Here is a 21292-nt window from a genome sequence, read left to right as displayed (position 1 = left end):
GTAATGCCACAGGTGGGGTGGTCGAATTAGCGCTGAATGACGAGATAGACGAAGCGCGTCTTGCCGCCACGCTGTCACGCCTGTATGCCCGTCATGGGATGTTACGGGTGCAGTTCAACGACAATGGCGAACAACAGATAGCCCCGTTCAACGGGTACACGTTACCTATTCTCGACCTGCGTCATGACGAGGCCGCAGTGTGTGAGGAGACGCTGGCCCACTGTCGAGACCTTCGCCGCCTGCGAGACACCGACAACCACCTCATCCGCTTTCATCTGGTGAGACTGCCCGAAGGTAGGCGTCGCCTGTTCATCTACTACAACGCCCTGGCGGCGGATGCATCCAGCTTGATACTGCTGGTCAACGAGATGAAAACCCTCTACCAGCATCCCGAGACCGAGTTAGCGCCCCTGAGCCTGAGTTTCCGTGACTACGTGCTGGCCGAGAAAGCCTACCGGTCACACCCGGCGTACCAGCGCGCGGAAGCCTACTGGCAAGCCAGACTGGATAGCCTGCCAGCAGCGCCGCAACTGCCGCTGCGCACCCAGCCTTCACAGGTAGAGAACACCGACTTTGGCCGCCACGACGCCGTCTTGCCGCCCGCGGAGTGGTCGGCGATACAAGCGACCGCAGCGCGCTTGTCCGTGACCCCGACCGTCGTGATAGCCGGGGTGTTATCACGGACATTGGCACTGTGGTCATCGAGTGCGCATTTCAGTCTGAACCTGACCCTGTTCAATCGCCAGCCGTGGCACCCGGACGTGATGGACATCATCGGCGACTTCACCAGCCTGACCTTGCTGGAAGTGCAGGCAGACAGTGACGACTTGTCGGTGTTATGCCCGGCAATACAACACCAGCTCTTCCGTGACCTGAGCCATCTGGCAGTGAGCGGCGTCGACGTGCTGCGCCAGCTGCGTCAACACCGGAGTGAGCCGGACATGCTGATGCCCGTGGTGCTGACCAGTACCCTCGGATTAGGTGACAGCTACCGTGAGCCCCTGTCATTTTTAGGTGAAAGCTTATACAGCCAGAGCCAGACCCCACAGGTGTGGTTGGACTGTCAGGTGAGCGAAGGGCCGGAAGGCCTGACCGTGGTCTGGGACGCCCTGCATGCCCTGTTCCCAGAGGGCGTATTGGATGCAATGTTCCAACACTTCACAGCGAGTTTACGTTATCTGGCGACCACCTCCGCCACCCGCTTACCCGCTTATCAGCCCGACTACCTGGCGGCCTACAACGGCACCGAGCACGCGCTGCCCGTGACGCACCTGCACCTGCCGATATTGGCACAGGCCGAGCAGCGTCCCGAAGCGATTGCCGTGGTCAGTGGAGAGCGGACATTGACCTACCGGGCGCTGGTGAGAGAGGCGACCTATTTAGCCCATCAACTGGATGAACACGGCGTGACGCCGAACAGTCTGGTGGGGGTGGTGATGCAAAAAGACTGGGAGCAGGTGGTGGCCGTTCTGGCGGTGCTGATGAGCGGTGCGGCCTACCTGCCGATAGACGCCGACCAGCCGCCAGCAAGGCGGGAGCAACTGTTAACGTCCGGCAAGGTCAGTGTTGCCCTGACGCAGCGTTGTCTGACCGGACGGGGGATAGAGACCGCCGGGCCAACCTGGCTGGTTGTGCGCCCCCTGTCCGATGACACCGAGGTGAGGCCGTGGACGGATGGCCCCCGCCAGCAACTGGACGACCTGGCATATGTCATCTTCACCTCAGGCTCCACCGGCATCCCGAAAGGGTGATGATGAACCACCGCGCGGTCTCGAACACCGTGCTGGACATCAACCGCCGTTACGGGGTGACAGAGCGGGATGCGGTCCTGGGCTTGTCTGCCCTTAACTTTGACCTGTCCGTGTGGGACATCTTCGGGGTGCTGGCTGCCGGGGGCAGACTGGTGCTGCCCGCCCCATGCGGGCAACGCGACCCGGCCCACTGGTGTGAGCAGATGGCAACCCACGGGGTGACACTGTGGAATACCGTGCCCGCGCTTCAGCAGATGTGGCTGGACTGGTCACAGGGCCGGTCAGTCGAGGGGGTGGAATTACGGCTGGTGATGCTCAGTGGGGATTGGATACCGCTCAGTCTGCCGTCGCAGTTGGCGGCACACCACCCGAACGCCGAGCTGCACAGTCTGGGCGGGGCAACGGAAGCGGCGATTTGGTCAATCAGCTACCCGGTGACCGAGATGGACGCGGGGTGGAGCAGTATTCCTTATGGTATGCCGCTGGCGAACCAACAGATGTATGTACTGGACGGACAGTTACAACCGAAGCCGACGTGGAGTCTGGGAGATATCTACATCGGTGGGGAAGGGCTGGCCGACGGGTACTGGGCCGATAAGGCACGGACGGATGCACAGTTTATCACTCACCCTGTCAGTGGTGAGCGGTTGTACCGGACGGGCGACATGGGTCGGATGCACCCGCAAGGTTACATGGTGTTCGAAGGACGGACAGACAGTCAGGTCAAGGTGCGTGGCCATCGGATAGAGTTGGGTGAGATCAGCAGTGTGATAGAGACGTTGCCACAGGTACAGCAAGCGGTGACGCAGGTGCTGGGTACGGGGAATCAGGCCCGGCTGGCCAGCTTTATTGTCCCGGAGGGGGACAACAACGGGAGTCTTGAAGCCGCAGGCAGTCTCAGCCCCCTGGCCCGAGCGGCGTATAAACTGTCACAGCCTCAACTGGAGCACTGGGGCAAAGACACCATCGCACTGGCGGCGGCTGACCCGGACACCTTGCTACTCCGTGTGCCGGAGCAAGCGTGTTTTCCTTTGACTGCACCCCTGACCCTGACCCAACTGGGCCTGAGCCTCTCGGGGATACAAGCCCGACCGCAACCCGATGCGGCCTTACCCAAATATGCCTACCCGTCAGCCGGTAGCCTGTATCCGGTTCAGTGTTACCTCAGTATCGGAGAGGGAGCCGTCGAAGGACTGGCAGCAGGACAGTATTACTACCATCCGGTGAACCATACGCTTGACCTGTGTGAGCGCGTCGAAGGGCTGCGGGGCATTCAGCTTCACCTGATAGGCAAACTGGTGGCGATCAAACCGTTGTACGGTGATTTATCCGACACCTTCTGTGCCCTTGAGGCAGGTTACCTGCATGAAGTGTTGTTGGGGGCGTTGCAAGCCAATGGCCTGAGTTTATCGAAAGTCACTGACGGGACGCCGACCTTACCCGCCTTGAGTGATACCCCGATGCACCTTGGCAGTTACCGCCTGACAGAGACGGCTGCCACGGCAACACGTACGGCTTTCCTGCACCGTCAGAGTGTGCGGCAGTTCTTGCCAGACAGCCTGAGTGACGGAGAGTTGGCCCGTTGTCTGCCTGCGTTGCCTGCAGGACTGTCACTGCATATCTGGCATGACGGTGATGAGGGCGCATTCGGTGAGGCGTTATCATCAGCGTTGCCGGGCACCCTGTGGGAAGAAGCCAAAGTGGTGTTGGTGCTCTGCGGTGAGGCACATCATGATGCGGGCCGTTGGAGCCAACAGCTGATGCAACAAGCGGCACACTATGACATTGGCCTGTGTCCGGCGGGGATCTCTGACACCGCTGGCTTGAGTGCCCTGACAGGCACCCCCGTCCTGCATTGTTTGGTGGGGGGATATGTGACGCCTGAGACCTATGAACGCTGGCAGGGTGAGCGACTGGACAGCCGCGCGCCGGTGACGGTGTTGAAGGAATATGTTGGGCAACGTTTGCCGGATTATATGGTGCCGGACGTGGTCTGTGTGCTGGAGAGTCTGCCGTTGACGGCTAACGGGAAACTTGACCGTCAGGCCCTGACGACGTTAGCGGAGGCGCAGGCGTCGGAGAATGATGAGTATGTGGCACCGACCTCGTTGAGAGAAGAGGCGTTATGTCAGCTGTTTGGTGAGTTGCTGGGGCTTGAGCAGGTGGGCGTCCACGATAACTTCTTCCGTCTTGGGGGCAGCTCGGTGGATGCAGTGAAGCTACAAAGCCTCATCCGTGAGCGACTCGGGCAGGAGATGTCCTTGCAGTTGCTGTTTGAAAACCCGTCTGTTGTTGAGCTTAACGCAGTGCTCATTGACGCCAAGATACATGATATACCCACTAACTTAATTCCAGATAATTGTCGACAGATCACACCGAGCTTGCTGCCTTTGGTCAGTCTCAGTCAGCGTGAAATTGACAAAGTTTGTGATACCGTTCCCGGCGGTTTGGCCAATATTTCGGATATTTATCCGTTAACTGCTATGCAAAAAGGTCTGGTGTTCCAACATCAATTGTCCGCTAAAGAGGATCCTTATCTTTTCGAATTACCATTAAGCTTCAACAGTCAGGCGTCACTTGATCGCTTTTTAACGGCGTTGAACCAGCTAGTTGCAAGGCATGATGTTTTACGAACGGTGTTTGTGCTTGAGGATCTGTTTGAACAGGTTCAGGTGGTGTTGAAACAGAACGAGATAGAGCTGAAGAACCTGAACTCTCAGGTGTCTTTGGCCCCTGACTTAGCTCAGGGCCCTCTGATTCAGCTTTTTGTCTCTGATGATCCGGTTGATAATAAGATTCGAGGCAAGCTGATTTGCCATCATGTGATCATTGATTACGTCGGGCAAAATATTCTTCTGTCAGAACTTCTCCAGCTTTTGCGTCAGATTGAACTGCCGGATCAAGTCATCCCGTTTCGAGATGTTGTTTGGTTGGAGGAACACACTGATAAACAGCGCGCGGAGACTTATTTCCGAGAACGATTGGGATCAGTCAGTCACGGCACTGTGCCTTACGACGTCGTTGTCTCCAATGTTGAAAAGAATCAATTGCACCATGAATCCTATCAAATTTGCCAAGAAATCACTGAACGCATCAGGTCATGGTGCCGTGAAAATAGTGTCATTCCGGCTGCTTATTTCCACACAGTATTTGGTTTAATGCTCGCCAGACTGACTCACCAACATCAAGTGGTATTTGGCACCGTATTGTCTGGTAGAGGCGTCGTTGGTAGTTCAACCGTGGATACCATTGGGCCAATGATCAATACCCTTCCATTAATGCTTGATTTAGAAAATGTCGCTCCGGCACAACTCGTGAAGAATGTGGCCGATGAACTCGGTCATTTGAGTGATTTTTCCAGATTTTCTCTCAAAGACGCACAAGCACTGAGTGGTGTGGAAAAGGGAACCCCTCTTTTCACCGCATTATTCAACTATCGACAAGGGGCCTCCCAGACGGTGTTCGCCAATGCAATGTCGCAACATGGCGTTGAACTTCTTTCTGGCGCGCAGGATGAATTCAATAATTTCCCAATTACTGTGATTGTTGATGATGATCCTGACGCCACTTTCACCTTGTCTGCAATCACACACAGTGATGTCCCCGTTTCTTCGGTTATCACCTACGTAAAAACCTTAGCGGAAGCCTTGATTGGCAACCTGTCACCTCATGACGCTAACCAATCTCGCGTTGACAATGGAGAAGAGTAATGGATTTTCAGAATTTAGATTCAATTACCGACCTTTTAGCATCTTCATTGGATATGCTTCCGAATGACGAACGGAATACGCTTTTACACACTTTCAATCCAACTGAAACCAATTATCCGCGGGACAAGACCCTGTCAGAACTGTTTGAAGCACAAGTGGCTCGGGCGCCTGATAAGATTGCCTTGGTGTTCGAAGACCAGCAACTGACTTATGCTGAACTCAATACCCGCGCCAATCAACTGGCCCATCATCTTTTAGCGACATATCAAAACCAGCATGGTTGCGCGCTGCCTGCGGATACGCTGATTGCCTTGTATCTGGACCGCAGTTTGGAGATGGTGGTGAGCATCCTTGCCGTGCTGAAAGCAGGAGCAGCTTACGCGCCGATCTCACCTGAATACCCCAGTGAAAGAACCCGTTTTATTCTGGAAGATACACAATCATCTATTGTGCTGACCCATGCGCCTCAGAGTGCCGCGATCGCATCATTGGTTGAGGCCGAGTCCTTGGTTGTGACGGTAATCTCTGCTGACGATCCTGTGCACGGTCAGCAGCCCGTGGGAAATGTGCAGCGGGCCCGAAGTGCTGATGATTTGGCCTATGTGATTTATACCTCAGGTACTACGGGTAAACCCAAAGGGGTGCTCATTCCGCATCGGGGAGTGGTCAGTCTGGTGGTCAATACCAATTTTATCGAGGTGTTTAATTCAGACGTTTTCTGCCATTTGTCATCCCCCAGTTTTGATGCGGCTACCTTCGAGGTCTGGGCCCCTTTGCTCAATGGCGCTCGCCTTGTGATCCCCGATGATGAACGGAAGCTGGATCCTGATAGATTATCGGGGCTTTTTTCTAGCCAAAATGTCTCTGTCATTTGGATGACAAGAACATTATTTGATTCGATGTTCTCAATCAAACCTGATTTATTCCGGGACTTACGGGTACTGATAGTGGGCGGGGAAGCGCTCACTCCCTCTATAATGCGTAAGCTGATGAGCAGTACTCCACACCCTCCATGTGTGCTTAATGGCTATGGGCCGACAGAGAGTACAACGTTTACAACGACTTTCGACCTCAGTGAATCCTATAGCGATTCGGTTCCTATTGGGCGTCCGATTAACACACGCAAACTTTATGTGTTGGATTCAATGCATCAGTGGTTCCACTGGGAACACAAGGTGAGCTTTATATCGGGGGCGCGGGTTTAGCACTTGGTTACTTGAATCGTCCAGAACTGACCGAAGAATACTTTATCGACAACCCCTTCGCGACGGAGTCTGATCGTGAAAAAGGCTATCACCGCTTGTATAGAACAGGCGATGTCGTGCGATGGCGTCAAGATGGCAACTTAGAATATCTGGGCCGTAATGACCAGCAAGTGAAAATTCGGGGTCACCGGGTTGAGCTGGGTGAAATAGCCAATACGTTGAGCAAGCTTGATGGTGTATCACAGGCGGTAGTGATTGATATTGAGCGAGAGCAGGGCAAGGCTCTGGTGGGCTATGTGGTGGTATCAACGACAGATATCGATATTGAGGCGCTTCGCCGGGCGCTGTCTATTGAGTTACCTGACTATATGGTGCCGTCTGTACTGATGTGTATTGACGAAGTGCCATTGACCATTAACGGCAAACTGGACCGTCGTGCCTTGCCAGCACCGAAATGGATAGGTGCGGACAGCTATTGTGCTCCGAGCAACGAACTTCAGCAGCAGTTGTGTGAAGTTTGGCAATCGATGTTGGGCGTTGAACGAGTAGGAATCGATGATGATTTCTTCCGTCTGGGTGGCGATTCAATTATCAGTATTCAGGTCGTCAATCGCCTCCGTGAACTGGGATATATTCTCAATGTGAAAGCAATATTTGATCATCCCACCATCGAAAGGCTTGCCGAGTACCTTCAACAGGCAAAATCAGAGACCAATATTCTTACAGAGCAGGGCTCATTGACCGGTGAGTTTGGATTATTGCCGATTCAACATTGGTTCATTAATCAGGCACTAACGGCTGAACACCACTGGAATCAGGCGTTTACGGTTCGTATTCCTGCTGAAACAACAACAAAAGCGATACAAAAGGCCTTGAGTGCGTTGGCAGCCCAACATGATATGTTGCGAGCAACGTTCATGCGTACCGACAACGGATGTGTTCAGGTTTATCAGGCTATCGAAGAATTTACACTTCCTGAGTTGTTTGCATCCGACATTGCTCTTCGTGATGAAGCCGAGGTTCATGCTCTGCTTACCGACTGGCAAAGTCATTTTGATCTAGCGTCAGGCCCGCTTTGGCAGGCTGGCTTCTTAACAGGGTTTGAAGATGGCGAGGCAAGACTGTTTTTTGCTGCTCATCATTTGGTGATTGACGCTGTCTCATGGCGTATTTTAGCTGATGACTTGCGACTGCTTCTGACCGATCAGAGTTTATTAGACAAGGGCAGCAGCTATCGTCAATGGCAGATGCTGTGACGATGTACGGTGAGAATAATCCCGATGAAGCCGCGTATTGGCAGTCAAAAATGGCGACATCTACTGACCATGCATTCCACCCGTTAACTCGATACCGTGTCCAATTGAGTGAAAGGCAAACCCAGTCACTTTTGGCGGAGGCTAATGAAGGATTCAACACCCGAATAGATGACCTGCTTTTGAGTGCTGTGGCGTTGGCGCTGTCAGAGACCTTTAATGGTGAGATCCCACCAATATTATTGGAAGGCCATGGTCGGGAAGGGCTTGATGATACGCTAAATGTCAGCCGAACTGTTGGATGGTTCACCGTGATGTACCCACATCGTTTAGCCGTGGGTGAAGACATGGCTAAAACCATTGTTACCAATAAAGAGGCATTACGGACAATTCCTAACAAAGGAATTGGCTTTGGTGCGCTGTCTGAAAACCTGACCGGACATTTGCCTCAGGTCAGTTTTAACTATCTGGGGCAGTTTAGTGGTTCAGACGATAATGCAACGTGGACGCTCAATTTCGATGCGATAGGCGACACAGTCAGTGCTGCTAACTCAAGTCAGCTGCTGCTTAATATCAATGGCGCTATCTACCAAAACACTTTGCAATTTGAGGTCCAAAGTCAATTAGATACAGACCAATCAGAGCGATTTACCACTGCATTGCAGCACGCGTTGAATGACATATTGGAGACTGCTGTCAAACAGGCAAAGGAGGGCAGTCGTAAAACACCAAGTGACTATGGTGGCAGTATTCTCGACTTGGCACAGTTAGCGCATCTTGAATCGATATACCCTGATATTGATGCGATATATCCGGCAAATAGTTTGCAACAAGGGTTTATCTCTCATCATCTTACCCGTCCAGATGATGACGCCTATCGCGTTCAGTTACTGGTCGATTATCACTATTCTCTCGATATAGTTGCTTATCAGCAGGCATGGCATCTCGCTTCCCTCACCTATCCATCATTACGGATGGCATTTAACTGGCAGGACAAATTGCTACAGGTGATCTCTCAGGGAGCTGGTATTACAAAAGAGAGTTTTACTCTGTTAGACCTCAGTGATGTTGACGAAGAGGAAAGAGAGAGACGCATTTCTGAATTACAACAAGCTGACCGGAAGGTAGGTTTTGATCTAACTTGTCCGGGACTCGTGCGTTTTACCGTTATCAAGCATAACGACAACCATTTTACCGTTATGAAAACGGAGCACCACAGCGTCAGTGATGGCTGGAGTGCACCCATTCTCTGGAATCAAGTCCACGCGTATTACGAGCAGTTAGTCTCAGGGCATGAACCAGAAGCGAAGACAGATTTAGCTTATGGTTTGGCACAGCAATACAGTCACAGTAAACGCGAAGAATTCAGTAAGTTTTGGCATAAAGAAAAGGACGGTTGGGAAGGCATCAATGATTTGTCTCCGATGATGAGCCATCCTGTTGCTCTCGGGCAAATTAAAGAGATAGAACGCCCTGCTTCTTCTTGCAAAATGCTTGATGATGCGTCCACTAAGAATTTGAAAAAACAATGTTTAACGATTGGTGTAACCCTTAATGCAGCGGTTCAGTTCGCATGGCATAAGTTAATTCAGATTTATACAGGCAGTGACCAGACATTGGTGGGCACCACGGTTTCAGGGCGTGACTTACCTGTACAAGACATAGAAAGCAGTGTTGGGCTTTTTATCAATACATTGCCACTCAGTGTGAACTGGCTTCCCGGGCAATCTATTGCTGAAGTCCTTCGGTCAATTCAGACACAAATTGCCAACCTCAACAGTCACAGCGGTGTAGATTTGTCATCCATGCAGCGAAACGGAGAACGCCTTTTTCATAGCCTGTTGGTGTTTGAAAACTATCCCATGCCGAGAGAGGATGGAGATTGGCCGTTCAGTTTCCGTGAGTCTGTTGAAAAACTTGATTACCCGCTTGCGCTTATCGTTTACGAGCGTGATGACAATCTGGTGATGACGTTGAAATATGGCCTAGATTGGTTATCTGAAGAAGACGCCCAACGGTTGCTTGACCAGTTAAGTTGTGTAATCACGACTATTTATGAAGATCCTCAACGACACCATGAGACAGTCTCGGTCTTGTCAGAGGATGAGCGAAAAGCACTTTTGGAGACGGCCAATGGTGGGGAGATGCCTTATCCACATGACTGTTCTCTTGCCGAGCTTTTCGAAGCGCGAGTCCAAAATGCACCTAACCAGACAGCGCTAATCTTCAATGATTTTTCTATTAATTACGCTGAGCTCAATGAATATGCAAACAAGTTAGCACACCGGATTCGCCAAGTTTTTTACAAGCAGCAGAATAATTCAGAGATATCTCGGGATTCACTCGTTGCGGTATATCTGGATCGCAGTATTGACATGGTAGTCAGTATTCTTGCTGTTGTGAAAGCCGGTGCGGCTTATGTGCCTATTTCCACCGAATACCCTAATGAGCGAACCGCCTATATCCTGAGGGATACGCAAGCGAGTATTGTGCTGACAGACAAGCAGAGATACGACGATTTAGTTCAGTTGACTAAACATGAAGAGTTGTCTGTTTCTGTGTTATTGAGTGAGCGAAGTGAGTGGGAGAATGAAGATCAAGAGAACCTGCTGCTGAGACGCCAATCTTCTGATCTTGCTAACGTGATATATACCTCGGGCACGACTGGTCAACCGAAAGGTGTGATGATTGAACAACGAAGTGTCGTCAGCCTTGTCGTAAACAATGACTATCTTGATATTACGCCGAGTGACACTTTCTGTTTGCTCTCTGCCCCGAGTTTTGATGCCGCGACTCTTGAATTATGGGGGCCTTTGTTAAATGGAGCGTCTCTGGTTATTCCAAATGACTCGGAACATCTGAATGCCAATGCGCTGCAGATTCTCTTCAAACAACATGATGTGTCTGTGTTGTGGATGACAAGATCTCTGTTCGACACCATGTACGGTATTAATCCAGAACTATTTTCATCTCTTCGTTATCTTCTGGTTGGTGGCGAGGCGTTAACACCGGAGATTATGCGATCACTGGGCTCACGCTCAAATAGGCCTGAAGTGATTCTAAATGGATATGGTCCGACCGAAAGCACAACATTTACCACCACGTTTGATTGTTCAAGACCCTTTGGTTTGTCAGTACCAATAGGTCGAGCAATAAATACGCGACAGCTCTACGTACTCGATGATAACCGAAATTTACTACCAGCAGGCGCAATAGGGGAACTCTACATTGGAGGGGCAGGGCTGGCTCGCGGCTACCTTGAACGCCCTGAATTGACGGCAGAGCGGTTCGTTCCTAACCCGTTTGCGAACGAATCAGATATCGTAAAAGGCTACACCCGACTGTATAAAACGGGTGATTTGGTTCGTTGGTTACCTGATGGAAATCTTGAGTTCATGGGGCGAAATGATCAGCAAATCAAAATCCGTGGCTTCCGGGTTGAATTGGGTGAAATTTCAGCGACTCTGAGTGCTTGCGAAGGTGTGAAACAAGCGGTAGTTGTCGATATAGTCCGAGACAATATAAAGGCATTGGTGGCATATGTCGTACTCGAATCTGAGCAGGTAGACGTAACGTCGCTGAGAGCAGCGCTAAGACGCCAATTGCCAGATTATATGATCCCCTCTTTGCTGATCCCAATTGGCCGCGTTCCGCTTACGATAAATGGCAAACTTGACCGAGATGCACTGCCTGCACCGGAATGGACAGATACAGAAAAGTACCATGCTCCAGAAACCGAACTCCAGTCGATGCTGTGTAACATCTGGCAGGATGTTCTTGGGATAGATAGAGTTGGAATAGACGATGATTTCTTCGCGATCGGCGGGGATTCGATCCTAAGTATACAAGTTGTCAATGCAATACACAGAGAAGGATATGCCATCCAAAACAGAGCTCTGTTCGATCATCCCAACGTTGTGGCGCTGGCTAAACATATCACTGACGATGTCAACCAAATAGAAATGAAGTCTGAACAGGGCCTCTTGACGGGAGATGCCAATCTCTTGCCAATCCAGACCCTGTTTTTTGAGTTGAACAAGTCTGACCCTGACAATTTTTATCAGGCATTCTTTGTGAAACTCCCACACAGTGATATCAATCAACTTCAGGCAGCCCTCGTGGCATTGGTCAATCATCACGATGCACTTCGGTTTCAATATCGTTTCCAGGATGGGGAAATTGTTCAGTCCTACTCTGACCAAACAATCCATGACGTGGAATTGGTGATCATTCGGCCCGAAGATGATTTAGGGATTTGCAGGGATATCACCAATACTATTTCTTTGTCACAAGGACCGCTGTATAGATTTGCGTTTGTCTACCCAAGAGAACACGGCGCTCAACCTGAACTATTTGTTTCCTGCCATCATTTAGCCATTGACGCTGTATCTTGGCGAATTATCGCGCAGGATCTGAAAACGCTGCTGGAGGGACAACCACTGGGAGAAAAAGGAACCAGTTATAGACAATGGCAAGAGTCCCTGGTGAATTATGCCCGTGACAATGAAAATCAACGGCCACTTTGGGAAGCCACCCTGTCACAAAGCTGCCCGTCAGCGCTTAATTCAGTGCGAGGCGACATACCAGTAATTAAAAATCAATCTATCAGCCGTGATCTTCTCTCGGAGATAAAAGAGTCTGTCTGTTCAACGTTATCTATAAAATTGCCAGACCTTCTCATGATTGTTTGGGCAGAAGCGATTGCTCGCGCATCTGGCTCTGACGATGTTCAGCTAAACCTTGAGGGGCACGGTCGTTACGATATTGCGCCAGATTGCCAGATAGAGCGCACGGTAGGCTGGTTTACCAACCTGTATCCTTTTACAGTCACCCGCAGCGTCGATCTGATCACTACCTTACGCGTTAACAAAAATGCCCTCATGCAAATCCCTGACAAAGGCATTGGTTTTGGTGCATTGATGGCATCGAAGGTGCCGAAAAGATGGATGCCTGAATTTAGCTTTAACTTTCTTGGCTCAATGAGTAGAAAAAAAGACGAAGTATGGTCTGTGAAACCTGCAATTTGGGATGTCGAAAGCACCGAAGGGTATTCACCTTGGTATCTGGCAAGTCTCGATTGTTGGGAAGAAAACGAGAAGCTCATCCTTAATTTTTCGTCAATGCTTGAGCCGGAAAAAGCCCTGGCTCTGCAAGAAACCTTCGAATCAATCCTCGGCGAAATCACCCTGGAAATTGAACAATTGAAGACGGTACGGGCTGATTTAGCATTAAAGAGTCACTTTACACCATCAGACTTCCCTAATGCCCAGATAAGCTTTGCGGAGCTGGATAAGCTACAGAAAGAAAATGCTATCGATAATGTCTATTTAGCAACAGGCGTTCAACGAGAAATACTCTATTTCAATCGTGTTGACCCCGATTTTCAAATTGACCAATTTATCACCAAAATCTCCGGTGAAATCGAGATATCGACTTACATGCAGAGTTGGCAGGTCTGCGTAGACAAATATGATGTACTTCGTGCTGGCTTCACTGACAGAGACATGCTGGGTGAACTGAATCAGGTTGTTTTTGCAAATGTAGACTTACCGGTGACGGTAGACGATTGGCGCGAAAAAAGGCTCAATACTAACGACTTACAAGCAACTCTGTTGAACGTGGTTTTAAAGGACCGTACGACGCCTTTCTCAGAAAGCAAACCGCCAATGTTTCGTTTGCGGTTAATTCAAACTGAGGAAAACTCTTGGTATCAGGTGTTCACGTTCAACCATGTTCTTTTTGATGGTTGGTCATTAAATATCCTCCTTGGTGACGTGATGGAAACCTACTTCACGTTAATCAAAGGCTGTGCACCTTCTCCAGTTAAAAGTAGTTTTGAACCCTTCACCTGTTATCTGCAAAGAACCTTTGATAAATCCTCTTCGTCCGAATTCTGGAGCAATTACTTGAAAGGTGCACCGATGAATCAACGACTAGCGAAAGAAGAGGTTCCCGAGATTTCGCTACAAAAAGAGACCCGTATGCGGGGTGTCTACGATCTATTTACTCAGGAAGAGACAACACAGATTCGCCAATTCACAGAAACCCAAAAGTTCACAGTGAATCAATTGATGCAACTGGCTTGGATAACGACCTTGGCAGAAAAAATGGGGGTTGATGATGCGGTCATTGGTACAACCATGACAGATCGTCCGGGAGAAATTGAAAACGTTGAATCCTTGTTTGGGCTTTTCGTGGCCAGTCCTGTTCTGAGAGCAACACAAATACGGGAAAAATCTGCCGCTGAATTACTGCATGAGATACAAACCACTCAACCAGACAGACAACAATTTGCGTTTCAGGAACTCAATCACTACGACGAAAACTGGGTTCCCACATCTCCCTTTGGCAGTTTGTTTGTGTTTGAAAATATGCCAGAGGCCGAGGTCAGTCGCGCATTACCTTTTTCCGTCGAACCTGTGATGACAGTCAGTGGCAGTAACCACCAGACGGTTTTCTGTATTTTACCCCTGGCAGACAGTTATAAACTCAATCTCTTTTATGATGCGCGTGAATTGCGCGAAGACACGCTGCAAGAGTTGTTATCCCGATTTAAAGCTATCACGATGGCCGTCGTATCTTCTGTTGAAACAAAGGTTGTCGATATTCTTATGCGTACTTAAAGCATGTTGTTTGAAATTGTTGCAAGGAGGAATAAGTGTTTAGAGCAGTAGTTATTGATTTGGATGGGACATTGTTGAACCAAAAAGGAAAAGTCAGTAAACGGTCGACCTATTGCCTAAAAGCATTGGTTGATGAGGGGGTTGAAGTGATCGTTGCCACGGGTCGAACCGATCAGGATGCAAGGCAAGTACTCTCTGGGTTGCCGTTTGAACCAACGATATTGTCATCCAATGGGGCTATGGTCAAAGCCTCTTATCATGCTAATGCAGAGTTGTTGCATACCATACCCCTTTCACTTGCTCAGAGAGTTTTTTCTGTGACATTAGCACCTGATGTTCACCACACATTCTTTTCGGCAGAAGGATGGCACATGGTCAAACAGAACGACTTTTTTGCAGATTATATTCAGGCCTCTGGTCTACCTGTTGATTACCTTAGTGAGCAAGACATTGTCCATGTACCGTCTTTGAAAATTCTTTTACAAACAACGGAAGAAAAAGCAAAAACATTATGTGAGCAATTATCGACTGAGTTTGGTCGTTCTCTCGAGGTATGCCAGTCGAGTAATCATACTGTGGATATTACGAGTGTCGGGATAAGCAAAGCCAGAACCTTAAGCTTGTATTTACGAGGGCTCGGGATCAGCATGAAAAATACGATTGGTTTTGGCGATGCAATGAATGACCTCGATATGCTAAAAGCATGTGGAGAAGGCGTATTAATGGCAAACAGCATGAGCGCGCTAAAAAACGCACTCCCAGACAACCCCGTCACCGTTACCAATAATGAAGATGGTGTAGCCCTATATTTGGAGAAGGTATTCCAACGAGAGAGAGCGTGGTAATTTCTCACTAAGCGTTTATCGTAAAAGCCTATATTGTGAGTACTTTAAGAGTGGATATCGAGGAGGATGAAAGACGTGTAGTTTGGTATTCATTTTGTTACGACTGTTAAGAAGACTCATAATTACAAATTGATGTAGCGTGCAGCATATACGTAGAACATATCTATCCGATAGTCCTTGGGTTTCAGAATCAAAACGAATCATTTTCAATTGTATTTATATTAATGCCGATTCTAGGTAGTAGTCAGCCTAGATATATGGAAACTCATATATAAAAGCAGGTGGAAGCTGTGAGGGAGAATCGAACCACCGACCCCCACCATGTCAAGACAGAGGTCGCTATGTTTACTTACTTGACTAAGAACCCAATAAATACGCAAATAATCAGTGATTAAGGGTGCTGTGAAGATTCAACTATTCATTCAGGACTTCTTTTTTCGACTAAATCGACCATTTCGTACCAAGAATGGTCACATTTTGGTGACAAAAACTAAAGTGTCTATTTAGGTGTACAATTCACCACTATTACAGATTCAGTATCGCTATAAGGAGCTAACAGATCGTTGACTGCCGTACGGACAACTTAGAGGACTTTTTCGGAAGTCACTGAAAAACATCTATATAGGGTGCTGAACATATCTCAATGGAAAGGGTGGTTATGAAAAAGCATGTGTTTTCGAAACTAACTTCGATGTTACTTAGTTTTTATGAGTATTCACTATGTACAATCGTTATTGCTTTATCGCCCGTCATTTACGGTATGATTGATGATTACTTGATAAGAACAATTATGTTACTTGCAACTGTTCTATTAGTTTTCCTCTGCACGGGAGCCTTCGATGATTATCAGGATATCTGGGTTAAATTGTTTCGGCCTTTTTCGAAACACGAAATCCTAAACGGTTCTAAGGGATATATTCCTCTTTTTCCATTCTTGAGTTTGTCTTTGTCATTTTTCCTTTCGGTAATATTCTTTTTCCTATCGCTATTACCACTCATGTAAACATAAGTTTTGTTTTCACATTTTGTCTTTGCGCCAGACAAGCTGGCGCGAATTTGGACAAAAAAATTTAGCTTGGGTAATTACTGGATAGCCGAAATCTATAATTAAAACTAATAAGCTTTTGGCCTAGTGCTGTATAGACGAGTTTTTTGGGCAGGTCACAGTAAAACCAATTGAAACTTAAAGCTAATATAATTCGACGAAAAGTAAGCCCAAAAAGCAAGCCACAACGTTTTTAATACGCTTGCTCTTGATTGAAGCGCGGATGGATTATTAAATAAAGTTGAAGGTTTTTATTGGGTCCTTTTCACCGTTCTGAAACCAATATGATTGGTGCCAAGCGTGATGTCCTGTGGGTGCCTTGATGATGCACGATAGCGCTGACACCAATTGCGAGCACAAAGATAAGATCCTCCTTTGATGGTTTTTACCGCAACACCCGGTTGAGCGGGGTCAAATCCTGAACGAGGATTGGGGACGGTGTCATGGCGAGGAAAATAAGAACTTTGTGTCCATTCCCACACGTTACCTATCATGTCATAAAGCCCGAGTTCGTCTGCCGGATAACACCCAACCTTTGCGAGTCCTTTGTGTCCATCTCTGCCTGAATCAACGACAGGAAACAGCCCTTGCCAGATGTTCGCAGATGAGACAGGCGCTCGATCGCCAAGGTGGCTGTCATTCACCTTCGCTTTCTTAGCGGCGTATTCCCATTCAGCTTCAGTGGGTAAATCTCTTCCTAGCCATAAAGCGTAGTTTTTTGCATCTTCGAAGGCGATGTTGACAACAGGCAACCTAAGCCAATCGTCAGGCACTCTTCCGTCACCATTGGGCGCTCTCCAGTCTGCATTTTCAGCAAGGCTCCAGCCGGTTCCGCCATTGGTAGGTGTTTGAAATACTGCTGCACCTGTTTCAAGGGATGAAGTTTGTCCAGTTTCAATTATTGCGCCTTTCTCCGCCTGCGTAACGTAACCTGTGGCCTCCACAAATGCGAGAAAATCGCCATTTGTCACTTCATGATTGCTAATGTAGAAGTCATTGACTTTTTTCTGTCTTACTGGTGTTTCCTCAGGATAACCTTCGTTTGAGCCGATTCCGAAGTATCCCCCGCTCACAAAGACTAGGTCATTATTGCTATCTGGGTAAATAATTGGAAATGTTATACACGTATTTTTGGTTGCGTCGACATGTTCTGAGGCCAAAAAAAAAAGTCAGCGTAATAGAAACACATAAGGCGAAAATGATTAAGACTTTCTTTGAGAGGAGTGATGTCATTATTTATTCTTTATTCGAGGTTGGTGTTTGGTAAGCTAGGTTGATGTTTTGAATGTATCAACCTAGCCCTACCTTATTCAGCGTCTATTTGTTTGAGGTTTCCAGACTCCAACATCCAGCTACCTTCACAAGGGTGCACGCACTTAAATATTTTCCTAACAGAGTTCACGCCCCAGATATAATCTTTACCGACAGTGACATGCTTTAATAAGCCCTTAATCTGTTGCCAATTACTACCGCTTCCATCAGCTGGTCGCTTGTAGATGTTACCGTCTTTGTTGACTCCCCACACTTCTGTTTTGCCAACGTCTAATTGTGACAATTTACCCGATACTTGTGTCCAACTGCCGTTGCATGGGAGCTTACACTGGTAAATATTATCATTCGAATTAACACCCCAAACCCAATCTGTGCCTACTGATACGTGTTTCAATTGTCCGGTAATTTGAGTCCAACCACCACTCCCGTCCACGGGACGCCAGTAGATATTATTGTTACTATTCACACCATAAATACGTTCTTCACCAACGTCTAATTGCATGAGTTTACCCGGTATTTTAACCCAACCATCACCTTTACACGGCTTCGCACACATGAAAATATTGTCATTACTGTTGACCCCCCAGATAAAGTCTTTACCTGACGAAACATGCTTTAATTTCCCTGAAATCCTTGGCCAGGCTTTGCTTCCATATGGGCCATGTTGTGGTTTTGTATAAATGGAGTCGGCGTCGTTAACACCTACCACATCCCCATAAATTGCACTATTCTGGGATGGCTTGTTAAATTTGCCAGCGTTTTCGAACTCCTGTAGCTTTGTTTTTAGTTGACTGACAACGTTGGGGTGGCGACTGGCAACATTGTACTTTTCGAGTGGATCGCTGATGAGATCATAAAGCTCATAAGTACCACCTGTACCGCCTAATTCGGGCTCCCAGTTACGTATGAGCTTCCATTGTTTATTTGAATTTTTCACTACTCGATTAATAACAGCAGTACCAGGCGTCACTCCGCCTTTCCAACGGCCGTTTTGCGCTCTTTTGCTATAGTGAGGTTGATGTATAACGCCGTGCGAGCGAAGCTGCCCTACCTCATTTTGTAAGACTCGCCAAACACTTTCGCTATCAGATTCTGCTGGCAACTGAGGGTTGGCTGATTTGGTAGCGATGGATAAAGTAGTAGCAAAGAGGTCTTCTGGCATCACCAAGTTTGTTGCTCGTCTTCCTCGATCTTTAACCGTTTTACCACTGATAACTAATGGAACGTGTATCCCGCCTTGATAGAGGGAGCCCTTCTCACCTCTGACAAATCGGAGCTCTGCATCCGCTATCCAAGCACCATTATCGCCGTAGATGATAAAGGTCGTGTTATCGTACTGTCCCATCTCTTTGATTTTCTGGATCACACGACCGATCTGTTCGTCGACCTCGAATAACATACCCGCCTGCATGGCATTGTGTCGTGAGAACTCGTTTTGTATTCCTTTATTGATGAACCTTTGTAAATTAGCTTCATCATCAACACAATGAGGGCCATGTATGGCATGATATGCTATGTTCACGAAAAAAGGGGCGTTGCCATCAGAGCTGTCTAACCACGATATGACGTCATCAGTAAACTCCTCATTTCTATGTACATCTGTTTCTCCTTCGAGACAGTTTTTATCCGGATCACGCTTTATACCTGCGAGATTTAACACTTTGTCGAATCCATACCCACTCCCGCCATCTGTAGGTTTTTCGAAGTTTATATGCCATTTACCTACATATGCCGTTTTATAGCCAATTTCTTTCATCGATGCCCCAATCGATGCATCACTCTCAGACGCGAAGCTCAATATGGGTTCAGCTAACGGGACGTAATGTTTTTCTGGGTCAGGATTGGGCTTTTGCGTATGATTTAAGACCTGAGTTGCACCAATACGTGCTGGGTTTCTTCCGGTTAGTAATGCATTTCTAGTTGGAGAGCACTTGGGATAAGCTAACGCTTTTTCAAAAATGATTCCATTTTCCGCCAACTCATCGATGTTCGGTGTCTCATAATAATCGCTTTGATAACCAAATTGATAGTCGCTGACATCATCTAAAATAATAGTAACTATATTGGGTTTAGAAGCAGATAGTGCTGAAGAGGGCAACATTATTACCGCGGTGATAAGTGCTTTTATCACCAAGGCTAGATACGTTGATAAGCATTTCAATTTTGCGTTGCAATTACGCATACTCACTCCTGTGACTAATCGGTATAAATCAAGATAATCGATATATTAAAATTGTATTTTCCATAATACGGTATAGAGAGTAGGTACAATGGATAAATCTATCAACAATAAATATATTTTTAGTAACAGTATTTTTTAATTATGATACACATTAAGAAATTCTGATCTTAATTTCCTTATAGGAATATGAAAATATTAAAATAACAATCCTGAAAAACAAATGCATATAATATATGAAAATCAGTACAATCATTTTAAAAATATATATTAAAAAGATATATTAAATAGATTTGATAATTTAAGATATTTCCTATCTAGTGCAATATATGTGTTTTAAATTAATTATCTAAATAGCTGTTTCATTACCATTGTATTAACAAGATATCTTTTGGGTGCCTTCATCTGTCGCTGCGTTGTAAGTATCTTCAGTACCGGAAAAAACACCCGAACTCTTTAAAGCTCCAAGCACAGGATGAGTAACCCTATGTCTAATTCCTCAAAGATCATCAGCTTGGAAGACCCATTCAAGAGTGAACTCTGGACGATTAAAAAAGGCTAACCACATTTAAATTATTGAAATATTTAATGATGCCATTTGTAGTCATATAGACCCTACAACACTAGTTTCTTTAAATCATGGACACAAAATGGACTCAGCTTATGTGTACTAATTACACAAAGTCTAGCGTCATTTTTGTCGTTGAAGGGATAAAAATGATTAGTTTATGTAAAGTATAAAACCGGAAAAGCGCCCAAGTAGCATATGTAATGCCATCAAATTTTCGTAACAGTCGCGACCTTACCTCATTCATTTTGGAAGCTGGCCGCAAGCCTACGATATGGCTCATAAATCCATGTGGCTTCGATCAGCATTGGTCAACCGACACACGTACATCGTCGACGAGAGTGAAAGATTTTGTTGGCGAACGATTGCCTTATTATATGGTACCGGATCTTGTTTGCGTTCTGGATACCTTGCCTCTGACCGCCAACGGGAAACTGGACCGTCAGGCCATGACGACGTTGGCGGAGGCGCAGGTGTCGGAGAATGATGAGTATGTGGCACCGACCTCGTTGAGAGAAGAGGTGTTATGTCAGCTGTTTGGTGAATTGCTGGGGCTTGAGCAGGTGGGCGTCCACGACAACTTCTTCCGTCTTGGGGGCAGTTCGGTGGATGCGGTGAAGCTACAAAGCCTCATCCGTGAGCGGTTAGGGCAGGAGATGTCCTTGCAGTTGTTGTTTGAGCAACCGACCGTTAGTGAACTGAGCCAGAGCCTGATCCAAAAAACGGAGATCGAAGAATTTAGTGTTGTCGATGATCCCTCTCGACATGATGAAAACTTTCCGCTCAATGACATCCAATACGCCTACTGGGTAGGACAGCAAGACAGCCAACAACTGGGCGG

At 47.5% G+C, this 21292-nt stretch carries 8 protein-coding genes and 1 pseudogene; 7 read left to right on the top strand and 2 right to left on the bottom strand.

The features are described from left to right. Positions 1–17: 17 nt before the first annotated feature. From CS022_RS28355 to CS022_RS23540, 6 genes and pseudogenes are all read left to right on the top strand, one after another. Positions 18–4100, top strand: a pseudogene (locus tag CS022_RS28355) (AMP-binding protein). Positions 4101–4132: 32 nt separating this feature from the next. Continuing rightward, positions 4133–5461 (top strand): condensation domain-containing protein, encoded by a 1329-nt coding sequence (locus CS022_RS28350; protein WP_408057299.1) that lies wholly within the window; start codon positions 4133–4135, stop codon positions 5459–5461. Beyond that, complete coding sequence (locus tag CS022_RS23555) at positions 5461–6666, top strand: AMP-binding protein (protein WP_129124316.1); 1206 nt, start codon at positions 5461–5463, stop codon at positions 6664–6666. The genes CS022_RS28350 and CS022_RS23555 overlap by 1 nt, the downstream gene beginning before the upstream one ends. Beyond that, entirely contained in the window at positions 6615–7922 is a 1308-nt protein-coding gene (locus CS022_RS27570; RefSeq protein WP_129124315.1) for a condensation domain-containing protein, read from the top strand. Before CS022_RS23555 ends, CS022_RS27570 begins: the two co-directional genes overlap by 52 nt. Next, positions 7907–14542 carry a non-ribosomal peptide synthetase gene (locus tag CS022_RS23545; RefSeq protein WP_129124314.1) on the top strand — a complete coding sequence of 2212 codons (6636 nt, stop codon included), beginning with the start codon at positions 7907–7909 and terminating at the stop codon, positions 14540–14542. Before CS022_RS27570 ends, CS022_RS23545 begins: the two co-directional genes overlap by 16 nt. A gap of 35 nt (positions 14543–14577) precedes the next feature. Then, positions 14578–15387: an HAD family hydrolase gene (locus CS022_RS23540; protein ID WP_129124313.1), complete on the top strand. Its 810-nt coding sequence runs from the start codon at positions 14578–14580 to the stop codon at positions 15385–15387. 1296 nt (positions 15388–16683) lie between these two features. On the opposite strand, the gene CS022_RS23535 is transcribed toward CS022_RS23540, so the two are convergent. Together CS022_RS23535 and CS022_RS23530 are read right to left on the bottom strand one after the other, a co-directional pair. Next, complete coding sequence (locus CS022_RS23535) at positions 16684–17592, bottom strand: formylglycine-generating enzyme family protein (protein WP_129124312.1); 909 nt, start codon at positions 17590–17592, stop codon at positions 16684–16686. Positions 17593–17738: 146 nt separating this feature from the next. Further along, complete coding sequence (locus CS022_RS23530) at positions 17739–19886, bottom strand: tectonin domain-containing protein (protein WP_129124311.1); 2148 nt, start codon at positions 19884–19886, stop codon at positions 17739–17741. Positions 19887–20654: 768 nt separating this feature from the next. Between CS022_RS23530 and CS022_RS23525 the strand changes: the two genes are divergently transcribed. Further along, on the top strand, positions 20655–21292 hold a 638-nt coding region (locus tag CS022_RS23525; protein WP_145964537.1), incomplete at its 3' end, for a phosphopantetheine-binding protein.

It is taken from the genome of Veronia nyctiphanis (genome assembly GCF_004116385.1).
Taxonomy (GTDB): domain Bacteria; phylum Pseudomonadota; class Gammaproteobacteria; order Enterobacterales; family Vibrionaceae; genus Veronia; species Veronia nyctiphanis.
This window is presented reverse-complemented; position numbering and strand designations above follow the sequence as displayed.

Coding starts and splice junctions, on each gene's coding strand:
- CS022_RS23555 (WP_129124316.1), top strand. CDS start 5,461: ATGGATTTTCAGAATTTAGATTCAATTACCGACCTTTTAGCATCTTCA.
- CS022_RS23545 (WP_129124314.1), top strand. CDS start 7,907: ATGGCAGATGCTGTGACGATGTACGGTGAGAATAATCCCGATGAAGCC.
- CS022_RS23530 (WP_129124311.1), bottom strand. CDS start 19,886: ATGCGTAATTGCAACGCAAAATTGAAATGCTTATCAACGTATCTAGCC.